Here is a 21,702-nt window from a genome sequence, read left to right as displayed (position 1 = left end):
TAATACTTTTGACGGCAACATTTCCCTTTCCGCCTGCTCAAGCTGCGGATAACACGGAAGCGGCGGAGAATACGCGGCCGACGACGGTTGAGGAAGCGATTCATAGAATTAATCGGGATATGAAGGAGTACTATGGCCTCGAAAATTACTTTCCCGAGAGTATCCCTAAGGACGGCAAGACGCTCAAGTTACGGAGGGATTTGATCGAAAAAAGATTGAATCCGCCGCCGGTACAAACTGAAAGAGAAGCGCGAAAAAACAACACGTTTCAAATGGTTTACGGCTCGAATCATGGAGACGAATTGGTCCATAAAGGCAGACTGGCCGTTCGGTACAGCGGGTTCAGCGTAAACGGGCAATCCGTTTCTTCCGACGATTTTCCTTGGGATGCTGGTTGGAGCGGGACCCAAATTCAGGATTTTGAGTTAATTCCTGAACCTTGGAATAAAACGAGGGTTACGGAAAAGTATGGGATTCGTCCAAATCGTTTTGACAAATACAAAGACCCTGCCAACAAATATCTTAGCGACGGAACTTTTGAACAGCTTATTATTCAAGGACTAAATACGGAGTACGCGGGAATACCTTACTCCGAATTTATGTACGACAATAAAGACTCTGATTATGCAAAAGCTGACGTATATAAAGAGGGCGCCAAACCGAGTAAGGGCGGCAACTGGATCGATTATGTCCATGTCTTGCAGCCCCCGACCATGTTTTCTTGGGGGTTTGGTACCGTCTATATGGACAGCAGTATCGGCGTGACGTATTTGGACATCCCGATCGCCCCTTACGCTTTGTTGGAGTCCGATTTGTCGGCATCGTTTGAGAAATTGCCGCATGAAGCGGCTAAGGGCGAACAAGTCCAGGTGGCGGTAAGGGTGAATTCTACCTTCGCCGATCCGGTAACGACCAACTATTCGTGGACTTTGACGCAAAAAAACGGAACAAAGCTGACCGCGCAGGACGACCACCTGTCGTTTTCCGGTCATGCCAATCAGGAATCCGGTGCTTTCGAAATCAAGAATCGAACGGGTGTTGTTCTTTACGCCACCTTTACGATGCCGGACAGCGACGTCCGCATTCGGTTTAAGGTCAATGAAGACGGGAAAATGCCCAAAGAAACGATCCTGGGCAACAATGTGCTCGATTCCAACCCGCTGGCAATAAAACTATTGAAGCCGATACCGCTGAATTACGACGTGCTGTCCACCAAAGTGAAGTTTCCATTAAACAACGGGAATCCGATTGCCGCCGCCTTGACGCTGCCGCGGCCGGACGCTTACTGGGTTAGTAATGCGACGGGTGAACTTAAGGTGAACAACGAAACGAAGGATTTGTTTCGCGATTTCAAAGTCGAAGGTAATCCATTGGTCGACGAACCGAGTGCATGGATTTCGCGGAATCCGATTGTTCACTCCACCATTAAACGCGAGGATTTCGGGGACGATCCGGTAAACCGCAAGTGGTTGAAGCGGGAACCCGATGTACCTGTCCGCAGAAGCGGAACGGTGTCCTATAACGGTTCTGTCAGCAGAAAGTATGAATATAAAGTAAAGGTTTGCAACGAAGGGGGATGTCATATCGAGATCAGGCAGGGTACGGCCCACGCCGACTTCGATTCCGGGGAGGACAGGGAAGTCTACGACGTCTACGTCTACAACGGGACTAAGGAACTTGGGAAACATACGTACAAGAATGAGATCGAGAATAATACTTCAGACTCCAAAACCAAAAAGCTGTTCTGGGAAAACGAACCTTACTCGTATAACGTCATCCGCTGGATGAAGCATATCGACGAGAATGGCCAGCCTTACAACTGGACGGCCGTTCCCGGCCAATACGAGCGCACGTTCACCCAGCAGGCCAGCGCTGACGTCGCCTGGAAGAGTGAAAGCCCGATGGCGGAGCAGTACCAGAAGGCGCGCGAAGCGGCCAAGGACAAGACCAACAAAAAATCGCTGTACGACAAGGCGGTATTTGCCACCGACCGGCAGCTGCAAAAATATGCGTACCCGGTCAAATCGGGATACTATTTCAACCCGGCCGGGAGTTACACGTTTACGGTCAAAACCGTGATGTACAAGCAGTCGCCCGACGATACGCAGGATCACAAGGATATGGTCGACACGCTGATCGATTCCTTCCGTTACGAAACGAATCTGATCTACATCAACAGCAAGAAAAAAGCGGTCAATATCGCCAATGAGCCGCTGGCCGCAAAGGGCGGAGGGTTCAAAGCAGCAGCCGGCCAACTGACGGCAGAGCAGCCCAAAGGGGTAGACGGCAAAACGCTGCTGAATGTGCTGGACCGGAAAGACGACGAATCGCGGTATAAGAAAGACGTCGAGGAAATCTTTTACTCCCAGGATCAGGACGAGAGCAAAACGCATGAGTATTGGAAACGGGTGCTCGAAGGTTACAGCGAGTCCAGTACGCAAGGCAGCAAGGAGAACTATCAGTATCGGGAATACGTCGCTGACAAGCAGAAAAAGATGTACAAAATTACCGAAACGACGACCGTTACAATCGAGATCAACCCGGACAATATCCCGGTCTACACCCACGCCAATATGCAAAACGGCAAGTATTACGTCAAAGCCTGGATCAATGACGCTCCGCTCTCCAGAGGAGGCCATACCTACAAGAAGCTCGGAACTTTGCAGGGGGTCAATGTGCTCGATAACATCGAGGTCACGGTGGTCGGGTCGATGTTTGACGATTTGAACGACTAAGACGGGGAGATCGGACAAGGGAGGAAGGAATTACTAACCTATGGCAATTCTCATCGTTTCCGGCGGATTCCATCGAATCGTGTCGGGTTACTTGTCAGGCAGACGGGAAGCTGCCCAGGCGGATGCGCTGACGTTACAGGATTTGCCCGGCTATCTTCTGGAGAATAACCCGGCACTGGATGGCGTGCTGCTGACCGACGAGGCATTTTCGGGGAACCAGGAGACGGATCTGGGCCAACTAAACGCAGCCTTGAAATGGTTCAGCGACCGCCGCGGGGCGCAGGTCCCGGTCTGTCTGCTCACCAGGAACCCGCTTAGGTCCCAGCAACTGGAGCCGCTCCTGCAGAAGTACGCTGACCTGCGGATCGTCGTTTGCGACGATCCGCGAATCCCGCTGGGCCTGATCCGCTCTGTGCTGGATGAGCTGGCCGCGGGGCGAAGCGGAGGACGGCTTTCCAAACCGCAGCGGGCTCCCGTGGACACGCCTGTGGAGGAGGAAGCGAAGCCGGAGAAAAAAAGATCCTTCTTCAGCCGCTTCCGCTCCAAAACCGAAAAAAGCGAGGCCGGGCCCGAGGCCACCGATCCTCTGACAAAACGGATGGCGGGGATCAGCCGGGGCATGAGCCGGGTCGTGGCCATTACCGGGCACCGCGGCAGCGGACTGACCAGCACCGTGGTGAACCTGGCGCATGAAGCCAGCAAACGCGGATTGAGCACGATGATCATCGACATGGACGCGGAGTACCGGAGCATGAACATGTATTTCGGCAGGTTCCATGAACAAAGCAATAAATACGACGAAATGAGCGCCTCCCTGATCCGCACGCTCGCCCGGCCCCAGGATTACATGACGACGGCCTGCAGCATCAAGGATAATTTGTGGCTGACCACGCTCGGCTATTCGTTCCAGGACCATAGGCTGATGGACCAGTTCTACACCAGCGACAAGCTGGTAGGCCTGCTCTCTTTGCTAAGGACGAAGTTTAACCTGGTCTTGCTTGATATGCCGCTTGATTTGTTCCGGGAGTTCCGGGAAACGATGATCCACATCGATATTTTTGGATTATGCGTGCCGAACAATCTGCACGCGGTGCTCAGCACGATTCGCAATGTCGAGGTGGTCCTGGACGCGGAGAAGGCGGCCTATCTCAACGCCAAGTCGAAGGTGATCGTGACCAAATACAACGACCGCTCCCGGTTCCAGGACGCTTTGTTTGCGCCGGAGCGGGTGGGCGAAGTGCTGGCCAGCGGACTTAGCGACGTTTTTCGATACGAAATGAACCTCGCGGGGCATGTCCCATACAATAACAGCTTCGATTCCCAGATTGAGACGGAGATCGCTTTGACGAATCTCGCGCCGGAGTACGAGCAAGCTTTCGGCCATATGCTTCTAAGACTGATGGAAGGTGCGTAACACTCGATGGATTTAACGACGATCAAAAGCGTTTCGCCAAACCGCAAAATTTTCAAAAAAATCATGGCCCTGGCCGTCAGCGTTACCGTGATCATCGTCTCGTTCATCGTGCTCAACAACGCCAACGAGGCGGCCAAGGACACGGTGGAAATCCTTCGCGTCGATCACGACGGCGGCATTCCGGCCGATCAGGTGATTACCGAAAAGATGATCCGCAAATACGCCCTCATCCGCAAGGAGTATACCGAGGATATGGTGCTGGCGGCAGACCAGGAATCGGTTGTGGGCAAATACGCGGAGTATTATTTGCGGGACGACGGCATTTTGTATAAAGATCAGCTGCGGGAAGAAAAACCGCTCAAAAACGAATGGCTGTACCAGCTCGATGAGAAACACGAAGTGTTGACCCTGCCCTACAACTTCCTGGAGGCCGGCGGCGATATCCTGATGCCGGGGGACACCGTCAGAATCCGCGTCTCCTACGAGAAGGAGGAAAGCTCAGGTTCGGGCAACCCCAATTTTGGGGGGACAAGCACGGCGATCAAGACCGAGGTGCTGTTCGATCAAATCACGGTGAAGGATATGCTGAACGCAAGCAGCCACTCGATATACGAAGTGTACAAAGAGGTGCTCAAGCTGAGCGAGGATAAGCGGCAGGAAGTGATGAAGAGCCAGGAGTTCATGAAGAGCATCCAGCCGCGGGCGCTGCTGCTAGAGGGCTCCAAACAGCAGATCGACAACTTTGCCAAATACAACGGCTACAACGGGAAGAAATACCTGATCACGATCCTGAGCCGCAAAAACAGCGACGTTATCCTGGATCAACTGCCGACGCTGCAAAATGAGGTGGAGTCATGGATCAAAGAGAAGAACTGAAGCTCGACCGGATTTTGCAAAAAATCTCGCCAAAGGATTACCTTGGCGGGGCGGAGCTCCAGGACAGCAAGCTCATCTACAGTGTCATCGGCTTCATTCCGGCCTGCGATCTCGCCGACAACGCGATCCTGATCAGCAATTTGGGATATTTGCTGGCGCAGAAGGGCCTGAATACGTGCATCGTCGATTTAAAGACGTTTCAGCCGAACCTGTTTCACTACCTGGACGTGGAGCCGCCTAAGCAAGGGAGAGGATTGCTCCGGGTATTAAAAAGCGACAAGGTCGATTTTCGGGAGGAGATTACGGGGACGAAATATGAGCGGCTGTATCTGCTGGCGCCCAGTCCCCACGATCTGATCGAGGAGTATCTCGATTTCGAATTCGAGCATTTGGAGCGGGTGATCGGCACCTTGAAAGGGATGTTCGACATTATTCTGCTCGATATCCCAAACAATCCGCCGCTGGAGCTGTGCCTCGGAGCGATGAAAAGCTCGCATATCGGCTTTTTCACCGCGTCCGAACGGGTTGAGGCCTTAAGCAACATGGTCAGGCTGCTCGATTTCGCGGCTTCGGTGGGAATCAGCACCGCCAAATTCACGAGCGTTATCCTGATGAACATGCAGGATCTAAAATACGATTACAAGGGCCTGCGCGAGTACGGCTTTAACATCGCCGCGGCGGTACCGCTGGTGAAAGCCGCCTATGCCGCATCGCTCGAAGGCAAACTGTACGTTAGGGACAGTGCCTTGGTGAACAAATATTTCATGAAGGAATTGAAGCGGCTCGCGGATATTCTGGGAAAGCAGTAAGGGGGTGGAAGGATGCTTACGCGCGCCAAAGTCAGCGAAATGCAGCAAAAAGTGTCGCAGCAGAGCGGCGGCAAAAAAGAAGATATGGACGAGTTAAAAAACAAATACACGACCATTCAATTCGAAGAGGCGCTGGAGCTCTGCCAGAAATACATCACGAAGGTGGCCACCCATGCTTTCCGGCGGGAAACCGACCCGGCCCGCAAGCGGGAAATGACGAAAGCCTTCATCAACGAGTTCGTCGATTCGCAAAAGCCGGTCGTGGAAGGGTATTACGAGCTTGCCGCGCTGAAGCATGCGCTGACTGACGAGATCACCCATTACGGCCCGATCACGAAGGCGATGGAGGATCCGGCGATCGACGAGATCCGCATCAACGGACCGGAGCAGATTTTTGTCGAAACCGGCGGGAAAACCTTGCCCTGGGAGCCGCATTTTATCGACCGCGAGCATCTGGAGCGGATCATTTCCAAGCTGCTTGGCGTCTCCAAGGTCCGGCTGACCCCGAAGGTGCCGATGGTCAACGCCCGGACGATCGAAGGGTACCGGGTGAATGCCACCCATGCGGACATTTCGCCGTATGACGTACCGGCCGTGGTGATCCGGAAATTCAGCAAGAAGAGCATTACCCCGGAAACGATGATCAAAAACGAGTCGTTTTCGGTCAATATGTTCAAGCTGCTGTCCCTGCTGCCGAAGGCCGATTTGTCCTGGATTACCGTAGGTCCGACAGGGAGCGGGAAAACGACCCTGAACGAGATTCTGGTCAAGGAAATCAACCCGCTGTCGCGGATCATCACGATCGAAAATCCTTCCGAAATGCGGCTGCTGCGCCGGGAAGGCGGCGGTGAGCACGGCCGGGTCATCAACGACGTGCTGCAGTACGAATCCGTTCCCGATGAGGACGATGCCAGCCCGGCGACGATGGAGAACCTGCTGATCAATGCGATGCGCCAGTCGCCGCATTGGATCGGCCCGGGCGAGCTGCGGACGCCGGGGGAATTCGCCACCGCGCTGCGGGCGGCGCAGACGGGGCACTTCTTCTTCACGACGCTGCACGCGGAAGGGGACCGGGAAGCGATTTACCGCTTCCTCACCGCCTACCTGATGGCCTCCAACGAGCCGGCGGAGCTGGCTTTGCGGAACATTTGCAGCGCGGTCAAGTTCATCGTTTTCCAGGAAAAGCTGGCCGACGGCACCCGGAAGGTGACCTCGATTTCGGAGGTGCTGGGTTCCGAAGGGCTGGAGCCGATCGTGAGCCCGATCTACAAATTCATATCCGAGGACGTGCTGGAAGAAGAGGGCTCACACAGGGTGCTGAAAATCATCGGCAAGCACAAGCGCGTGGGGCAGCTGTCGGAAAAGGTGCAGCAGACGATGATCAAGGCCGGGATCAAGCGCAGCCGGTTCGAATTTTTGGCCCGGCCGCCGGAAGACGACGAAATAGAGGAGTATGCCTTAGATGGATACGATTTCAGCCATTAGCCTGCTGCTGGGCATCGCCGCTTTCATCGTGTTCAACGCCGTGTTTGAGGTGCGTTTTTTCGCAGGCACGGGGCGTTTTTTCCTCGGGATGCTGGATACGCTGGCGGAATACCTCGGCAGGTACAACACCAAACGTTATGTGGAGCGGATCAAAAAAGAGCGGATCGTCAAGCGGAAGGAGAACATCTACGCCAAATACAACCGGCTGGTGGAAGGGCTCATTCTCGACTTCAATTTGCCGCTGACGCTCGAAAGCTTCACCTCCTTGCTGTGTATCGCCTTCGCCGTCATGGTGCTGGTCATCATTCTTTTTATGGAGAACGTCACCTTGTCGGTGGTTATTACGATCGCCATTTTCGTCGGGCTGCTCACGTACTTCACCATGCAGTCGAAGGCGATTAAGGCGGAGAAGCTGGAGAGCATCATGGATGCCGAGGACATCATCTGCCCGCTGGCCCGGGAAGGGGTGCTGGTGGCGATCAAAAAAGTGATGGAAAGCGACGAATACATCCGCCCGAGCATCCGCCCGTATTTTCAGCAGTTTATCGACAACTGTGATAACAACGGGTATTCCTTCAAGCAGGCGATCACCGTGCTGAACCGGCAGCTTGGCCCGAAATTCGACAATTTCACCAAAAAGGCCATCGTGTTCGAATATAACGAGCGCAAAGGGATGGCCGACATTTTCCTCGACATCGTGGACGAAAACGCCGTGCTGCGGGAAATCAACGCGCGTAAAGACCGGATTTTCCGCAAGATGAACCGGGATTTTCTGCTGAAAACCGCGATCATCGTGTTGTTTTTCATATATGCCTTGTCTGTCAAGGATTTTCGCGAATTTATGCTGTACGCCAGCTACGGAAAGGTTATCAATACGGTGATGATCAGCATCATCTGCCTCAGCTTTGCCCGGACGCAAACTTTGCAGGGGGATCTGGGGATTGGCGGTGAGCTGAAATGACATTGTTGGCAAAGCTTGCCGCGCTGGTGTCGATCATTTATCTGGTCAAGGTGTTCGCTTACCCGATTTTCAAGCCAGTTCAGGCCAAGCAAAAGAAGCGCAACCGCAAGTATTTGAAGGAGCGCAAACACGCCCGGTTCCGGGAGAAGCTGCGGGATTGGAAGAAAAAAGCCGCGGCCAAATACGTCAGGCCCCTGCTTGGCGGCGCGGAGCGGCTGCGGTTCAAAAAAATGCTGGACCGGCTCGATCTGGTGATGACGCCGGAGGAACTGCGGCTTGAGCAGATGTTGTACACCGGCGGCGCGGTGCTGGTGACCGCGGTCGTCCTGAGCGCCAACCGGCTGCTCGGATGCGTGGCGGCGATCTTCATCATTTTGGGCTGGCTGTACCCGGTGTCGGAGATGGAGAAAAAAATCGAGCGCAAAAACCGCAACATCGCCCGCGATTTTCCGGCGTTTTACAGCATGGTGTACTACCAGTATTCGAAGTCGATCAACATTTATTTGGCCGACGTCATCCGCGACTATCTGCCAAACGCCAACGCCGACATGGCCGAGGAGCTTGGGGTGATGCTCGACAATATCGAATACGGCGAGGAATACGCGCTGAAGCAGCTAAAGCGGCGGGTGCCGATTCACTATATCATCAAGTTTTGCGATTTGATGGAAACCCGGCTGAAGGGCTACGACAACATCTCGCAGATGGTGTATCTCAAAAACGAAATCGACAGCTTCCGGATTCGTTTTTTGGAGGAAGAACTGGAGCGGCGGGAGCGGACCAACGGCCGGATTCAGTTCGTGCTGATCGGGATTCTCGCGTTGTATATCGGCATCTACTATCTGTTTACGATCATGGATTCCATTCAAATGTTTCAATAAACATCTAAAAAATAAGGAGTTAAGGGGAGGTTGTCACGATGAAACAGGTAGAAAAACAGGCGAGTCCAAAGAAAGGAATCCGTACGTTTTGGGAGGATGAGGCCGGAGAATTCGGCATAAAGCAGATTGCTGCTACCGTGGCTGTGATCGTTATCATCGGAATAATCGTCGGCATCGTTAGAGGAAACTTGCCAGCTTGGGTCAACGATATATGGGACTACTTTATGGGGCTGATTGAAGGGTTGACAGGGGGTTCGGCGTAATCTAAATTTCGGACAGACAGGAGGACTGACATGCGAGCTTTTGCCAAGTCGATCCTCGTATCCATACTGGTTACCGTCTGCATCCTGCTGTTCACGAACCTGATCTACTTTTTTCCCTGGTACATGACACTGGTGATCGAGACGTTTAACGTGTCCCAGGTGGCGGCGAGCGACAACTACTTGAAGCAAACGTACTATGACGATGCCCTGGAGCGGCTGCGGGAACGCCCGGTCTACAGGCAGAAGGCCGACGACGTGGAGATTATCGCGAAAAATGAGGACGGTGACGACGCCATCGGCTATGACGATGCGTCCTATTACGAGGATCTGTCGGAATACGAAAAACCTTACAAACAGCGGGGGAAGCCGGTCAAAGTGACGATCGAGGCGGTGTATCCGCTCAGCATCGAGCTTTGGGGCAAAAAATACGAGCGGGAAATCCCGGTTTCATTTTCGCTGACGGCGACGGGACTGAAGCATTACAAGGATCTGGAATATTACGAATACCTCGATCAGTGGGGCGATGAGCCATGAAAAACGTAGCGATCGGCGTGCTCGTCGTTATCCTTGCTTCAATTTTGATCGAACCGCTGGTGGAACTGCTCAATTTGGGCCGGGAAAATATCATCCTCGGCACGGCGCTGTCCAACTCGGCCCGCTCCGCCAGGGACCGCAGCCTGGAATACGAATTCCAGCGAAATCTGGATGCCAAGGTGAACGAGGATAAATTTGCGGAGTATTTTTCCGATGCGTTTGAAGCGGCGATGAACGTCACCCGAAAAAATCCGGGAGAAAGCAACACGGACCTGGAGTTTAGGTCCAACGACGGCAAATACAACGACTTCACCGTTAGGCTCGATTTCGACGAGGAGACCGACCCGGAGCGCGAGCAAGTCGTAACCAAGGTCACGATGGAAGCCGTATCCGATTATAAATTCAAGACCAAATACTTGAAGCTGGCGGCGGAGGCCGGGGAGGATGTCGATTACCAGCTCAAGGAGGAACGGGTACTGGTGCTGACGATCACTAACTGACGAGGAGGAGGGCTTCGGATGGATGAGACAATGCTGGTGACCTTTCAGGCGTCCCACTTCCGCAAGGAACTGTGGGTGCCGCCGTTTGTCACTACGGCCGAACTGCTGGAGATGCTGGCGGAAGCGTACGGTTTGGCGGTTTCGCCGGGCCATCGTTTGCAGGCCGAACCGCTTGGGCGCATCCTGGACCCGGTCCGGACGCTGGAGGAGGAAGGCGTGGCGGCCGGGGCGCTGCTGACGCTGGTGTAGAAAGGGGGAGTATCGATGGGCGATCACTTGGGCGGCAGCGGGCTTGTGCTCGCAGCGGGCGGCAAGCTGCTGCTGACGGACATTTGCCATTACGCCGGCACGTTTTGGCTTGATCCCGCAAGCGGGGAAACAAGGCTGCTGGACGGCGTTTTTTGGTTCATGAACCCGGCCGAAGAAGGCATTTACGCAAGCGATCAGCAGCGTGGCCATCGGCTCTGCCGGATCGATCCCCGGACGGGGGCTGTGGAGCCGGTGTCGCAGGCTCCCTGCGGCGGGCTGATCCGCCAGGGGGACTGGCTCTACTATATCAACGAAGAGGACCGCAAGCTGTACCGCTTGCGGGTTGACGGCCGGGAAGAGAGCCGGATTGCCGATGAGGCGGTTGAGGCTTTTGCGGTGCAGGGGGACGAAATTTATTACGCGACGGGTTTGGGGATTCGGACCTGCCGCAGCGACGGCAGCGATCGGGAGATCGTGTCCGATGCCGCCGCCGCCGGGCTGCTGCTGCTGGAGGGGAAGCTGGTTTATGCCGACAAGAAGAATCGGCGCCTGCTGACCGTGTTCGACTTGCGTACGAGGAGTGCGCTGGCGTATGACGATCTCGTCCCTGGCAGCTTGTGCACGGATGGGCGTTACCTGTACTGCAGCAACCGGATGCATGGCGATACGATTTACCGTATCGATTTGGAATTGGGGAGCAAAATCCGGATTTGCGGGGACAGTGCGGATCATCTGCATGTGATCGGCGGGGAAATGTATTTCAGCAGCCGCTTCGAATGGCACAAAATGTCTTTGTCCGGCGGGCAGGCTGCTAAAGTCATAACGAATTCGCGAGGCCAATATGATGAATGAAAACCATTTGTTTAACCGCCAGCCCCGGTTTCTTCCGGAGATGCCGGGCGGGGAGCTGGAGATTCCGGGTCCGCCGCACGCCTATGAGAAACCGGAAATCTCCTGGTTTACGCTGCTGGCGCCGCCGGCCGTCATGCTGGTGATTACGGGACTGCTGGCGCTCACGTCGCAATCGATGTTCATGATGCTGTCGATCGCCATGACGATGATGACGCTGATCGTGTCGCTCACGAGCGCCACGGCGCAGATCCGCAAATACAAAAACAAAAAAAAGGAACGGGAGAAAAAATACTTGCAGTTCGTCGCCGACTGCCGGAGCGAGCTGACGCTGGCCCGCGAGCAGCAGATCAAGGCGATGAACGAGCTGAACCCGGAGCCGGCCGCCTGCCTGGAGCGCATTCAACAGCTCGACCGCCGGCTGTGGGAACGAACGCCGTCGTATCCGGACTTTCTGTCCCTGCGCCTCGGCGTGGGCAGCGTCCCGGCGGCGCGGCGGATCAATTACACGAAGCAGGCGATTATTCTGGAGAGCGATCCGCTCCTGATGGAGCCGCAGCGGCTGGCCTTGGAGTTCGAACGGGTGCCCGACGTGCCGGTTGCCGTCAATCTGATGGAGGCGGAAATATGCGGCATCGCCGGCGAAGAAGAGATGGCTTTGGACCTGGTGACCAAGCTGCTGCTGCAGCTCGTGACCCATCACGGATATGACGATGTGCGGGTCGTCGTGCTCGCCTCCGAGGACACGCTGGACCGCTGGAGCTGGCTGAAGCCGCTGCCGCACGTCTGGTCCGGCGGCTTCGATTCACGTTACCTGCTGTGCGGGCCGGCGATCGCGCACCAGGTGCTCGGCGAGCTGTACCAGGTCCTCAAGGATCGGGAGATAAAGACAGTAGGCGGGGTGATGCTTCCGCATTACGTATTTATCGTTCAGGATCCCAGCTTGCTCGAAAACGAACCGATCCACAAATATTTGTACAACAAATGCGCTTCATTGGGCGTGTCGTCGGTGTTTATCGCCCAGGGCGCGGCGTACCTGCCGATGAACTGCCGCCAGGTCGTGCTGCTGCAGGGCAAAATCGGGGAGCTGGCGGACCGGGAAAGCGGGGAGAAGTCCACATTCCTTCCCGACAAGGCCGACTTCGCCCAGTTGGACCAGGCGGCCCGGAAGCTGGCGCCGCTGCGCATTAAAAACACGGCCGCCCAGTTTTCGCTGCCCGTCTCGCTGACGCTGCTGGAGATGCTTGGCGCGAAAGCGGCGGGCGAAGTCGACGTGGCCTCGCGCTGGATTCGCAACAAGCCGTTTAAGGGGATGAGCGTGCCGATCGGCGTCAAAGCCGGGGGGAACCCGTTTTACCTGGATATGCACGAAACCGGACACGGCCCGCACGGGCTCGTCGCCGGCACGACCGGTTCGGGGAAAAGTGAACTGCTGCAAAGCATCATTATCTCGCTGGCGCTGAACTATCATCCGCATGACGTTGTGTTCGTGCTGATCGACTATAAAGGCGGCGGGATGGCCGATGTTTTCAAAGGGATGCCCCATCTCGTCGGGACGATCACCAACCTCGGCGGGAACGAGACGACGCGGGCGCTCCTGTCGATCAAAAGCGAATTGATGCGCAGGCAGCGCGTATTCTCGGAATACGGGGTCAATAACATCGACCGTTATCAGAAGCTGTATTACAGCCGGAGCCGCTCCGAGCAGGAGAACATGCCGGCGATCCCGCACCTGATTATGATCGCCGACGAGTTCGCCGAGTTGAAGCAGGATCAGCCTGATTTCATGAAGGAGCTGGTCAGCGCGGCCCGGGTCGGCCGAAGCCTTGGCGTGCATCTGATTTTGGCCACGCAAAAGCCGGCCGGCGTCGTCGACGATCAAATTTGGAGTAACTCCAAGTTTAAGATCTGTCTCAAGGTGCAGGACGAAACGGACAGCAAAGACGTGATTAAACGGCCGGACGCGGCGATGATCAAGGAGCCGGGCCGGGCGTATATCCAGGTCGGGCATGACGAAATTTTCGAGCTGTTCCAGTCGGCGTATTCCGGCGCGGATTACGATCCGGAGGGCGAATTGCTCAAACGGGAAAACCGTACCAAGCGCATTTACGAAGTATCGCTGCATGGCCGGGCGGAGCAGATTTATCCGCGCGAAGAAGAGAAAATCGCCAAAAAGGAAATGCCGACCCAGTTGAAGGCGATGGTCGATCATATCATCGCGGTGTCCGGCGCAAACGGGATCGAGCCGATCAAAGGGCCGTGGCTGCCGCCGCTGCCGGACACTGTTTATCTGGATGATATTTACCGGCCCGAGGAAGGGGTTCAGGCGGACTTCGGCCGCTGGACGCCAAGCGGCGATCTGCTCAGCGTGCCGATCGGCCTGCTGGACGATCCGCGGGGCCAACGCCAGGAGCCGCTGCACATCGATTTCGCCCAAGACGGTAATCTGTTTGTGTACGGGGCACCGGGCACGGGGAAAACGTATTTGCTGAAAACGCTGTGCCTGTCCCTGGCGCATAAATATTCGCCGGAGGACGTCCATCTCTACGTGATGGATTTCGGCGGCTCTTCGTTCCGGGCGTTGGAACAGCTTCCGCATTGCGGCGGCGTAATGACGCTGGAGCAGGAATCGCTTATCCAGCAATTTATGCTGTTTGTGTTCCGGACCATCGAGGAGCGGAAGAAGCTGTTCGAGGACACCCGGAGCGACGGGTTCAACGATTACCGCTTGAACGCCGCGGGTATCCGCGAAAGAGGCGGCCAGGGCAGCAGCGGGGCAGGTGCCGGCGGATCGAATATCGCTGGGGCGGTTGCTACCAGCGGGGCAGGTGCCGGCGGATCGAATATCGCCGGAGCGGTTGCCGCCGGGACAAGTGCTACCGGGACAAGGGCCACCGGCTCAAGTGCCGCCAGCTCAAGTGCCGCCGGTGTCCCCGCTTCGCTGCCGGCGATCGTGCTCGTCATCGACAACTATTTCGCCTTGTCGGAAACGTATGAGTCGGTCGACGAGAAGATGGTGATGCTGGCTCGGGAAGGGGCGAAATACGGCATTTACATGGCCGTTTCCGCCACCAATGCTTCGCTTGTCCGCTACAAATTCGCCGTCAACTTCAAAATGGCTGTGACGCTGCAGCTGACGGACAAGGGAGAATACGACGGCATCGTCGGCCGCACCGAAGGGCTGGAACCGGCCAAGCTGGCCGGCCGCGCGCTGGTGCGGGGGAAGCCACCGCTGGAGTTCCAGACCGCCGTGCCGGAGTACAAAGCGGCCGATCTGGAGCAGACGCTGGAGCGCTACGCCGCGCTTGTCCGCAGCGGAACGGTCCGCGCGGCAACGCCGATCCCGGTCATGCCGGCCCGGATCGACATGGCCGAAATCAACCGCGACGTCGGCGGCAGCCGGATCGCTATCGGTCTTGGCGATCAGGATCTCCAGCCGGTGCTCGTCGATCTGATGGCGACGCCAGTGCTGATGGTCGGCGGCGATCCGCTGAGCGGTAAAAGCACGCAGCTCGTCTCCTGGATCCGCACGCTCGCCGCGAACCTGGGCGAAGAAGGGCTCGCCGTATACGCGCTGGATTCGAACGCGATGGGGCTGTACTCGATCATGAACGAGCCGTATGTGACGGACCTGGCGCAGATCGAGGATATGTATTCGTTCCTGGATGGCGTCAAGGAAGAGCTTGACGCACGCCGCTCCAAGCTGTTGGAGACGCGAAGAGCGGGGGGCGATGTCGAGGCGCTGGTCCGCTCCTGGAAGCAGCTTGTGTTTGTCATCGACAAGCTGAGCGAGCTGACGGAGGGCGACCAATATTCGCTGAAAGAATTGCTGGAGCGGATCGTGAAGCAGGAACGCGGCATGAAAGCCGCTGTCCTGGCCGCCGATTTGACCGGGGAGCTGGCGAACAACTGGGACGGCTTGGGCAAAGCGATCCGCGAAGAACAGTGCGGACTTCTGCTCGGCAGCTTGAAGGAGCAAAGCTTGTTTAACGCCAGACTTCCTTACGGCATCCAGGAGAAGGAGTTTGAGGCGGGAGACGGTTATTTTATCGTGAAGAACAAGTTTACCGGCCTGCGGACCGGCGTTTATGAGAGCAAGCCGGAACTTGTTCTTGAAAGGAGGTGAGATAATTAATGGCAAATTTAACGTTTAGTCCTGAACAGGCGCGCAGCGTGTCCAAGTCCATCCTGAACAAAGGGAACAATGCCCGCGATCTGATCAACCAGCTCGACCGGGAGATCAAATCGGTGGAAGGCTGGTGGCAAGGGGACTCCGCTAAAGCTTTTGTGGATGAATTCAACCAACTGAAACCAAGCCTGGACAAGCTGGTGGAATGCGTAACGAACATCAGCAACAACCTGAACAAAATCGCTGATATCAAGGAACAAAGTGAAAGAGACATTGCGAGCGCACTTCGTAAATAATCGGAAGCAGGCGTGAAGAACAGCAGGATAGCCGCTGTCTTCGCGCCTTTTCTCCTACGAGGGGCCGATTAAGGGAGGGAGTAATATGGTTTCGCCGGGGGATATCAGCAGCGCCGCCAGAAAAGTGCACAACGAAGCGATGGATCTGAAAAATATGGAACGCCGTTTCTCAAGCACACTTGGCGGTATCGATACTTGGTGGAAGGGGCAAGCGGGCAAAGCTTTTACCCAGGATTACAACCAGCAGGCCAAGCGGGCGATGGAACGCCTGTACGCGGAAATGGAAAATATGAAATTCGGTCTTGACCGGCTGGCGTCCGAGGTTCGGAGCGCCGATGAGAAGAGGCGGAGAAAAGAGTTGCTGGAGCGGCAGCGGAAAGCGCTGAAATAGAACCGCCGGCGGATTATGGGCTATTTAGTGTTTTTGCAGGCGCATAGGTCGATGGAGAAGAAATTTAAATTCCCGGCATGACCGGTGGAATTTTAGGATATATTAGGGTGGCTTTTGAATCCGAGAATTTTCATACAAAAGATGAGAATTTTGGATTCCATTTCCGCTTCAATTTATTTATGATAAAAAGTGGATATTGCGATGAAGACACCATGGCCGCGGATGATTGTCCGGCGGCCCTTGTTCGTTATTCAAATCAAGGGGGATGCCATTTTATGAAGCGGAAAGTCAAAGGGATGAAGGCCGACGGGATGTTGCCTGCTTTGTCGCTGGGGCGCAAGCTGACCGCCACGTTTTTTACGATTTCTTTGCTGGTTGGGGCCATCGCGGGGATTGCTTATGTGTTTATGGACAAGCTGAACCGCAACTACTCGGCGGTGCTCGAACAAAATACGGCGGCGATCGAGCGGGTATCCCGGCTGGAAAGCGACGCCCAGCGGCAGAATAGCTTGCTGTTTGACTACATCATGGAGCCCTTGCCCGAAAAAGAACAGCAGATAACCGAGGTCAACGAACAGCTGGGCGTTTTGATCAGCGGGATGGAAAACGCTTACCAGGGTGGGGACGGCGCGGATATCGCCAAGAAGCTGGCGGAATCGAACTCCACCTTCGCCCGGCTGCTGACGAAGGTTCGGGATTACGTCAACGAAGGCAAGCCGGATTTGGCCAAGGCCGAAGCGCTGGTGTGGTCGATCCCGGTGTCGGATGCGCTGATTCAAGGGGCGGAACAATTGCGGACGCTGCAGCAGACCGAGCTGGAAAGCACGCTGAACGGGTACCGGCGGGAAGCGGACGAGGCCGTGCGCACGCTGGCCGCTTGCGGCATCGCCGTGCTGCTGCTCTCCGTTGCCACCGGGATTGTGGTGTCCCGAATCATCTTGAAGCCGATGCGGGCCATGCTGAAAGGGGCCAAGGACATGGCCGCCGGCGATTTGACGATGGGCGAGCTTACGGTGAACAACCGCGATGAGCTCGGCGACTTGGCCTCGGCGTTTAATGGCATGAAAGCCAGCTGGCATGCCATGATCAGCGAGTTGCGGCGGAACGCGGGCAAGGTAGCGGACTCGGCCGAGCAGCTGCGCCGGCAGTCGGTACAGTTCCGGCTGTCGTCCGAGGTGATTTCCGGCATTATGGGGGAAATTTCCGTGGGGAGTGAGGAACAGGTGCAGAGCGTCGAACGGGGCGTGTCCCAAGTGGCCCAAATGTCGTCCGGCGTCAGCGGGATCGCTGGGCTGGCGGAGGAAGCCAAACGCCAATCCTCACAGGCCCTGCGGGAGACCTTGGACGGCGAGCGGATCGTCGCTTCGGCGGTGTCGCAAATGGACACGATTCAGCACAAGATGACGGACTTGCACGCGTTTATCGAGCAGCTTGGCGTTCATTCCGGCCAGATCGGCGAAGCGGCTGAACCGATCGCCGGCATTTCCAAGCAGACGCAGATGCTGGCGCTGAACGCCTCGATCGAAGCGGCCCGGGCCGGGGAGGCCGGCAAAGGTTTTGCGGTCGTGGCTAGCGAGGTGCGCAAGCTGTCGGAGCAAACCGGCGTTGCCGCCACAGGCGTGGCGGAGTTGGTGGAAGGCATCCACGGTGAGATGCAGCGGGTGATGGAGGCGGCCAGAAGCGGCTCGCGGGAGGTGGCCGCCGGTTTGGATACGGTGGGCGAGGCCGGACAGGCCTTCTCCAGCATCCGCCAGGCGGTGGAGCAGGTGACGGGCCAAATCACGCGGGTCTCGGAGCAGGCGGAACGGCTGTTGGAACAATCGGACGGCGTTGTGGAGGCGATCACGTCGATTAACCGCGTGGCACAGCAGACGGCGGGAGGCGCCCGGGAGGTTTACGCCCATACCGAAGAGCAGCATGCCGGCGCGCAGGAAATGCTTGCCGCAATGGACGGCTTAAGCCAACTGTCCGAGGAACTGCGGGCGATGATCGGGAAGTTTAAGGTCTCAAACGAAAACAGTTAAAAGAACCGAGCGTGCATTAGACAAGTTAGGCAAGCGATCGTAGGAACATTTCATACGGCTGCCCTGATCCGTACAATTAATAGTTCAACTTATATAGGCAAGCGGAAACATGGCGGAGTTAGCGGTAAAAAATGTCGTTATTTCGGCGAAATCATACGTTTGGATTGCAATAGAGACATTTTATTCCGCTATTTCTCCTAATCGCTAGGGAGTGACCGCCGTTTGCCCCGTCCATTGGAAAATAAGTACAAAAAAATCCGTTAATGATGCTGATCGTGCCTAAGCCCTGAAAATAAGCACATAAAGTTCCGCTATTTTTGGGAGTGGGTTTAGAGCAGCCACTTGGGGGGCCATATTCACTTATGTACGCAAAAAAAGGACGCCGGCAGGCGTCCTCAGAGTGTGTTGATCAAGATTCCAACGGCAACTGCGTATTGGCTTTACGCTGCGCTTTCGCGACTTTGCGGGTTTTCAGGTAATGTGCCAGCGTAAAGTACAGCAGGCTGCCGGCCAAGCTTGCGGCCAGGAACACAGCCAGGTGATCAAGGCTGGACCACATGAAGGCGTAGTCCCCGCTGGAAATGACGGCCCGGAAAGCTCTGACCGAGTACGTCATCGGCAAATACGGGTGGATTTGCTGGAAGAACTCCGGCGTCAGCTCGATCGGGAACGTCCCGGCCGATGCGGACAGCTGCAGTACCAGCATGATGACGATCATAAACCGCCCGACATTGCCGAACAGGCTGGACAGAAACTGGATGATGGCGTAAAAGGTGATGCTTGAGAACAAGGCCACCGTAAAAAATACCGGCACGCTCGTAACCTCCAGTTTGAGACCATACAGCACAAAAGCTACGAGAATGATCGTTTGCAGCAGGCTTTCCGCCAGCATGAACCCGAATTTGCCAAGGAACCAGACCGGGCCGTTCGGCGGAACGATCGTCGTCTTTTTGAGCGGGTAAAACAACGAGAACATCAACGCGCCGACAAACAGGCCAAGCGCCAGGAAGTAAGGGGCCATCCCTTCTCCGTAATATTCCACGTCATGGTTGCTGACCTGGCTGCTTTCCACGGGCTGGGCGAACATGTTGTACGTCTGGTCGCTCGGGTCCAGCGTCGCTTTTTCCGCGCCTTTGCGCAGTTCGTCTTTCAGCAGCTGTTCGCCGTCCAACAATTTCTGTTGCCCGTCCAGCAGTTGGTCAAACGCATCGTTTAGCGTGTTCTGGGCATCGGTGGCAATGCCTTTGACCTCGTCCAGCTTGTCATGCGACAGCTCGGAAACCTTGCCCTTGGCCTCATCAAACTTCTCGTCCGCGGCTTCGTGCAAGCGCTGCTGCAGTTCCGGCAGCAATGCTTGATATTTATCTTCCGCGACCTGGTGCAAGCGGTTCGTTACTTCCGGCAGCAGCGCGTTAAACTTATCTTCGGCCGCCTCATGGAGCTTCTCCCGCAGCTTCGGCTGCAGTTCGTCGAATTTTTCATCCGCCTTGGCATGGAGCTCGCTTTGCACCTTCGGCTCCAACTCATCCAACTTGGTGTCCGCGGCCGAATGGATGCGGCTGACGATTTGCGGCAGCAGCTCGGCGTATTTGTCGTCGATGAGGTTGTTCATCTTTTGCTCCAGCTGCGGCAGCAGTTCATCGAATTTATCGTCGACGACGCTGTGGATTTTGTCCGTAATTTGCGGCAGTTTTTCGTCAAACCGCTTGCCGATGATCTGGTTGACGCGATCGTTCAGCTTCTGCTTCAGACCGGGCAGCTGCGAATCCATCCAATCGACGATTTGCTGCTTGGCCTTCTCCAGTTCGCCCAGACGTGCCCGGATTTGCTCCTGCTTGTCGGCCGGCAATTGCTCAATCACCGGCTCCAGCTCTTTCAGCACCCGGTCAAACGTATCGTCGAGCTGTTTTGCTTTTTCCTTGGCGTCCGCCGCGATTTGATCGATCTGCTGGCTGATCTCGTCGTCCACGCTGGCGATAATATACGCCTTGACGGCATCGCTGTACTCGTTGATGGCCTTGTCGATCTCCGAGTGAATCCGGCTGCGGGTTTTACCGCTGTACTCGTCGATCAGCCCATTCGCTTCGCTGTGCAGCTTGCCGCGGATTTGCTCCGAATATTCGTCCACCGCCGAATCGATCTCCTTGTGCATCCGCGCGCGGACATCGCCGCCGTATTCGGCAAAGGCCTTGTCGATTTGCTCGTGCAGCACGCTGCGCACCGATTCGGCGTTGTTTTGGACCGCGGCGTCGATTTCGTCATGCATGCGCTGCTTCACGGTACCGGCATTGTCCGCGATCGCCTTGTTCACTTCCTCGTGCAGGCGCGTATCGATCGGGTCCTTGTTTGCGGCGATTTCCTTGTCAATCTCTTCGTTGATCCGCTCGTGCAACTTGTCGCCGTATTCGTCGATGACCGAATCGAGCCGCTGATCGGCGGAGCCCATCGCCGCGTCGATTTTGCCGTTTACTTGCTTTTTAAACTCGGAAATGCCGTCGCCGAGCTGCTTCAGGCCCGATTCCAACTTGCCCGCGCCGTCGCTGGCGTCGCGCAGCCCGTCGGACACCTGGGTCAAGGCTTCGAACATTTCCTCCGTGAACGTTTCGGTCACTTCCGCCGAAACTTCCTTCTGGATTTTTTCCACGACTTTATCGGAAATCGAAGCGGACAAAAAATTGTAGGCGCTGTTTTCCTTGTACACCAACTCCATTTTCTGCGGTTTCGGGTCAAGGATCGTGGTCGCGGCCTGCGACGTGCCCGGCGGAATTTCAATCAGAAGGTAATAGTCGTAGTTTTTTAGGCCCTGCTCGGCTTTTTCCTTGGAAACGAACTGAAAATCCACGCTGTCGTTATGCTGCAAATTGTCGACCAAACGGTTCCCGATATCAATCGTTTTGCCCTGAAATTTAACGGGCTTATCCAAATTGACGACGGCGACCGGAAGATTGGATACTCTGCCGTACGGGTCCCAGTTAGCGATCAGGTAAACGCCGCTATACAGCAGCGGAATCAGCAGCAAACCGAGAACGGGCACGATGACCTCCCGGTTTTTGACGGTATTCAAGGTTTCCGTCTTCAGGTAGCCGCCCTGGCGGGCGAGAAATTGCCGGCTTCGCTGAAGGCCAAGGCGGGTTTTAACGCCGCAATAACGGAGGGCGCGTTCGATTCCCCGGCCTGCGCTTGCCGCTAAATGAGCTATCGAAGCCTGGAACCGGCGCAAGTGCTCTCCGCATTTTTTCCACCACGTTATGGGGCTGCGCTGTTTTCTCATGAGGCATACTTCCTTTATATAAAAATGACTAAATGACT

17 protein-coding genes are annotated in these 21,702 nt (G+C 55.8%); 16 read left to right on the top strand and 1 reads right to left on the bottom strand.

Annotated features, from left to right (window positions below):
- Positions 1-8: 8 nt before the first annotated feature.
- The 16 genes from ACLD72_RS21195 to ACLD72_RS21120 all read left to right on the top strand — a co-directional run bounded on the left by ACLD72_RS21195 (position 9) and on the right by ACLD72_RS21120 (position 18,393).
- Positions 9-2,735 carry a hypothetical protein gene (locus ACLD72_RS21195; RefSeq protein WP_458476139.1) on the top strand — a complete coding sequence of 909 codons (2,727 nt, stop codon included), beginning with the start codon at positions 9-11 and terminating at the stop codon, positions 2,733-2,735.
- A gap of 40 nt (positions 2,736-2,775) precedes the next feature.
- On the top strand, positions 2,776-4,149 hold the full coding sequence (locus tag ACLD72_RS21190) for a hypothetical protein (RefSeq protein WP_410999274.1): 1,374 nt from the start codon (positions 2,776-2,778) through the stop codon (positions 4,147-4,149).
- A 6-nt stretch (positions 4,150-4,155) separates the two neighbouring features.
- Positions 4,156-5,025 (top strand): hypothetical protein, encoded by an 870-nt coding sequence (locus ACLD72_RS21185; protein ID WP_410999276.1) that lies wholly within the window; start codon positions 4,156-4,158, stop codon positions 5,023-5,025.
- Positions 5,004-5,834 (top strand): hypothetical protein, encoded by an 831-nt coding sequence (locus ACLD72_RS21180; RefSeq protein WP_410999278.1) that lies wholly within the window; start codon positions 5,004-5,006, stop codon positions 5,832-5,834. The genes ACLD72_RS21185 and ACLD72_RS21180 overlap by 22 nt, the downstream gene beginning before the upstream one ends.
- A 12-nt stretch (positions 5,835-5,846) precedes the next feature.
- A complete protein-coding gene (locus tag ACLD72_RS21175; RefSeq protein WP_410999280.1) occupies positions 5,847-7,319 on the top strand; it encodes a CpaF family protein in 1,473 nt (490 codons plus the stop codon).
- Positions 7,297-8,280 (top strand): hypothetical protein, encoded by a 984-nt coding sequence (locus ACLD72_RS21170; protein ID WP_410999282.1) that lies wholly within the window; start codon positions 7,297-7,299, stop codon positions 8,278-8,280. The genes ACLD72_RS21175 and ACLD72_RS21170 overlap by 23 nt, the downstream gene beginning before the upstream one ends.
- Positions 8,277-9,158 (top strand): hypothetical protein, encoded by an 882-nt coding sequence (locus ACLD72_RS21165; protein ID WP_410999284.1) that lies wholly within the window; start codon positions 8,277-8,279, stop codon positions 9,156-9,158. Before ACLD72_RS21170 ends, ACLD72_RS21165 begins: the two co-directional genes overlap by 4 nt.
- A 38-nt stretch (positions 9,159-9,196) precedes the next feature.
- Positions 9,197-9,421, top strand: coding sequence for a hypothetical protein (locus ACLD72_RS21160; RefSeq protein ID WP_410999286.1), 225 nt, complete (start codon positions 9,197-9,199; stop codon positions 9,419-9,421).
- A gap of 30 nt (positions 9,422-9,451) precedes the next feature.
- A complete protein-coding gene (locus ACLD72_RS21155; RefSeq protein WP_410999288.1) occupies positions 9,452-9,955 on the top strand; it encodes a hypothetical protein in 504 nt (167 codons plus the stop codon).
- Positions 9,952-10,455 (top strand): hypothetical protein, encoded by a 504-nt coding sequence (locus ACLD72_RS21150; protein WP_410999290.1) that lies wholly within the window; start codon positions 9,952-9,954, stop codon positions 10,453-10,455. The genes ACLD72_RS21155 and ACLD72_RS21150 overlap by 4 nt, the downstream gene beginning before the upstream one ends.
- Before the next feature lie 18 nt (positions 10,456-10,473).
- A complete protein-coding gene (locus ACLD72_RS21145) occupies positions 10,474-10,704 on the top strand; it encodes an EsaB/YukD family protein (protein ID WP_251596676.1) in 231 nt (76 codons plus the stop codon).
- Positions 10,705-10,719: 15 nt separating this feature from the next.
- Positions 10,720-11,556 (top strand): DUF5050 domain-containing protein, encoded by an 837-nt coding sequence (locus ACLD72_RS21140; protein ID WP_410999292.1) that lies wholly within the window; start codon positions 10,720-10,722, stop codon positions 11,554-11,556.
- Complete coding sequence (gene essC, locus ACLD72_RS21135) at positions 11,549-15,679, top strand: type VII secretion protein EssC (RefSeq protein ID WP_458476138.1); 4,131 nt, start codon at positions 11,549-11,551, stop codon at positions 15,677-15,679. The genes ACLD72_RS21140 and essC overlap by 8 nt, the downstream gene beginning before the upstream one ends.
- An 8-nt stretch (positions 15,680-15,687) precedes the next feature.
- Positions 15,688-15,978 carry a WXG100 family type VII secretion target gene (locus ACLD72_RS21130; protein ID WP_036626770.1) on the top strand — a complete coding sequence of 97 codons (291 nt, stop codon included), beginning with the start codon at positions 15,688-15,690 and terminating at the stop codon, positions 15,976-15,978.
- An 85-nt stretch (positions 15,979-16,063) separates the two neighbouring features.
- The gene (locus ACLD72_RS21125; protein ID WP_410999296.1) at positions 16,064-16,369 is read left to right on the top strand and encodes a WXG100 family type VII secretion target; all 306 of its coding nucleotides are present in this window, start codon (positions 16,064-16,066) and stop codon (positions 16,367-16,369) included.
- A 275-nt stretch (positions 16,370-16,644) separates the two neighbouring features.
- Entirely contained in the window at positions 16,645-18,393 is a 1,749-nt protein-coding gene (locus ACLD72_RS21120; RefSeq protein WP_458476137.1) for a methyl-accepting chemotaxis protein, read from the top strand.
- 409 nt (positions 18,394-18,802) lie between these two features.
- Here ACLD72_RS21120 and ACLD72_RS21115 read toward each other — a convergent pair whose 3' ends face one another.
- Complete coding sequence (locus ACLD72_RS21115; RefSeq protein WP_410999300.1) at positions 18,803-21,664, bottom strand: YhgE/Pip family protein; 2,862 nt, start codon at positions 21,662-21,664, stop codon at positions 18,803-18,805.
- Positions 21,665-21,702: the final 38 nt, after the last annotated feature.

Source organism: Paenibacillus lacisediminis, assembly GCF_046567315.2.
This window is presented reverse-complemented; position numbering and strand designations above follow the sequence as displayed.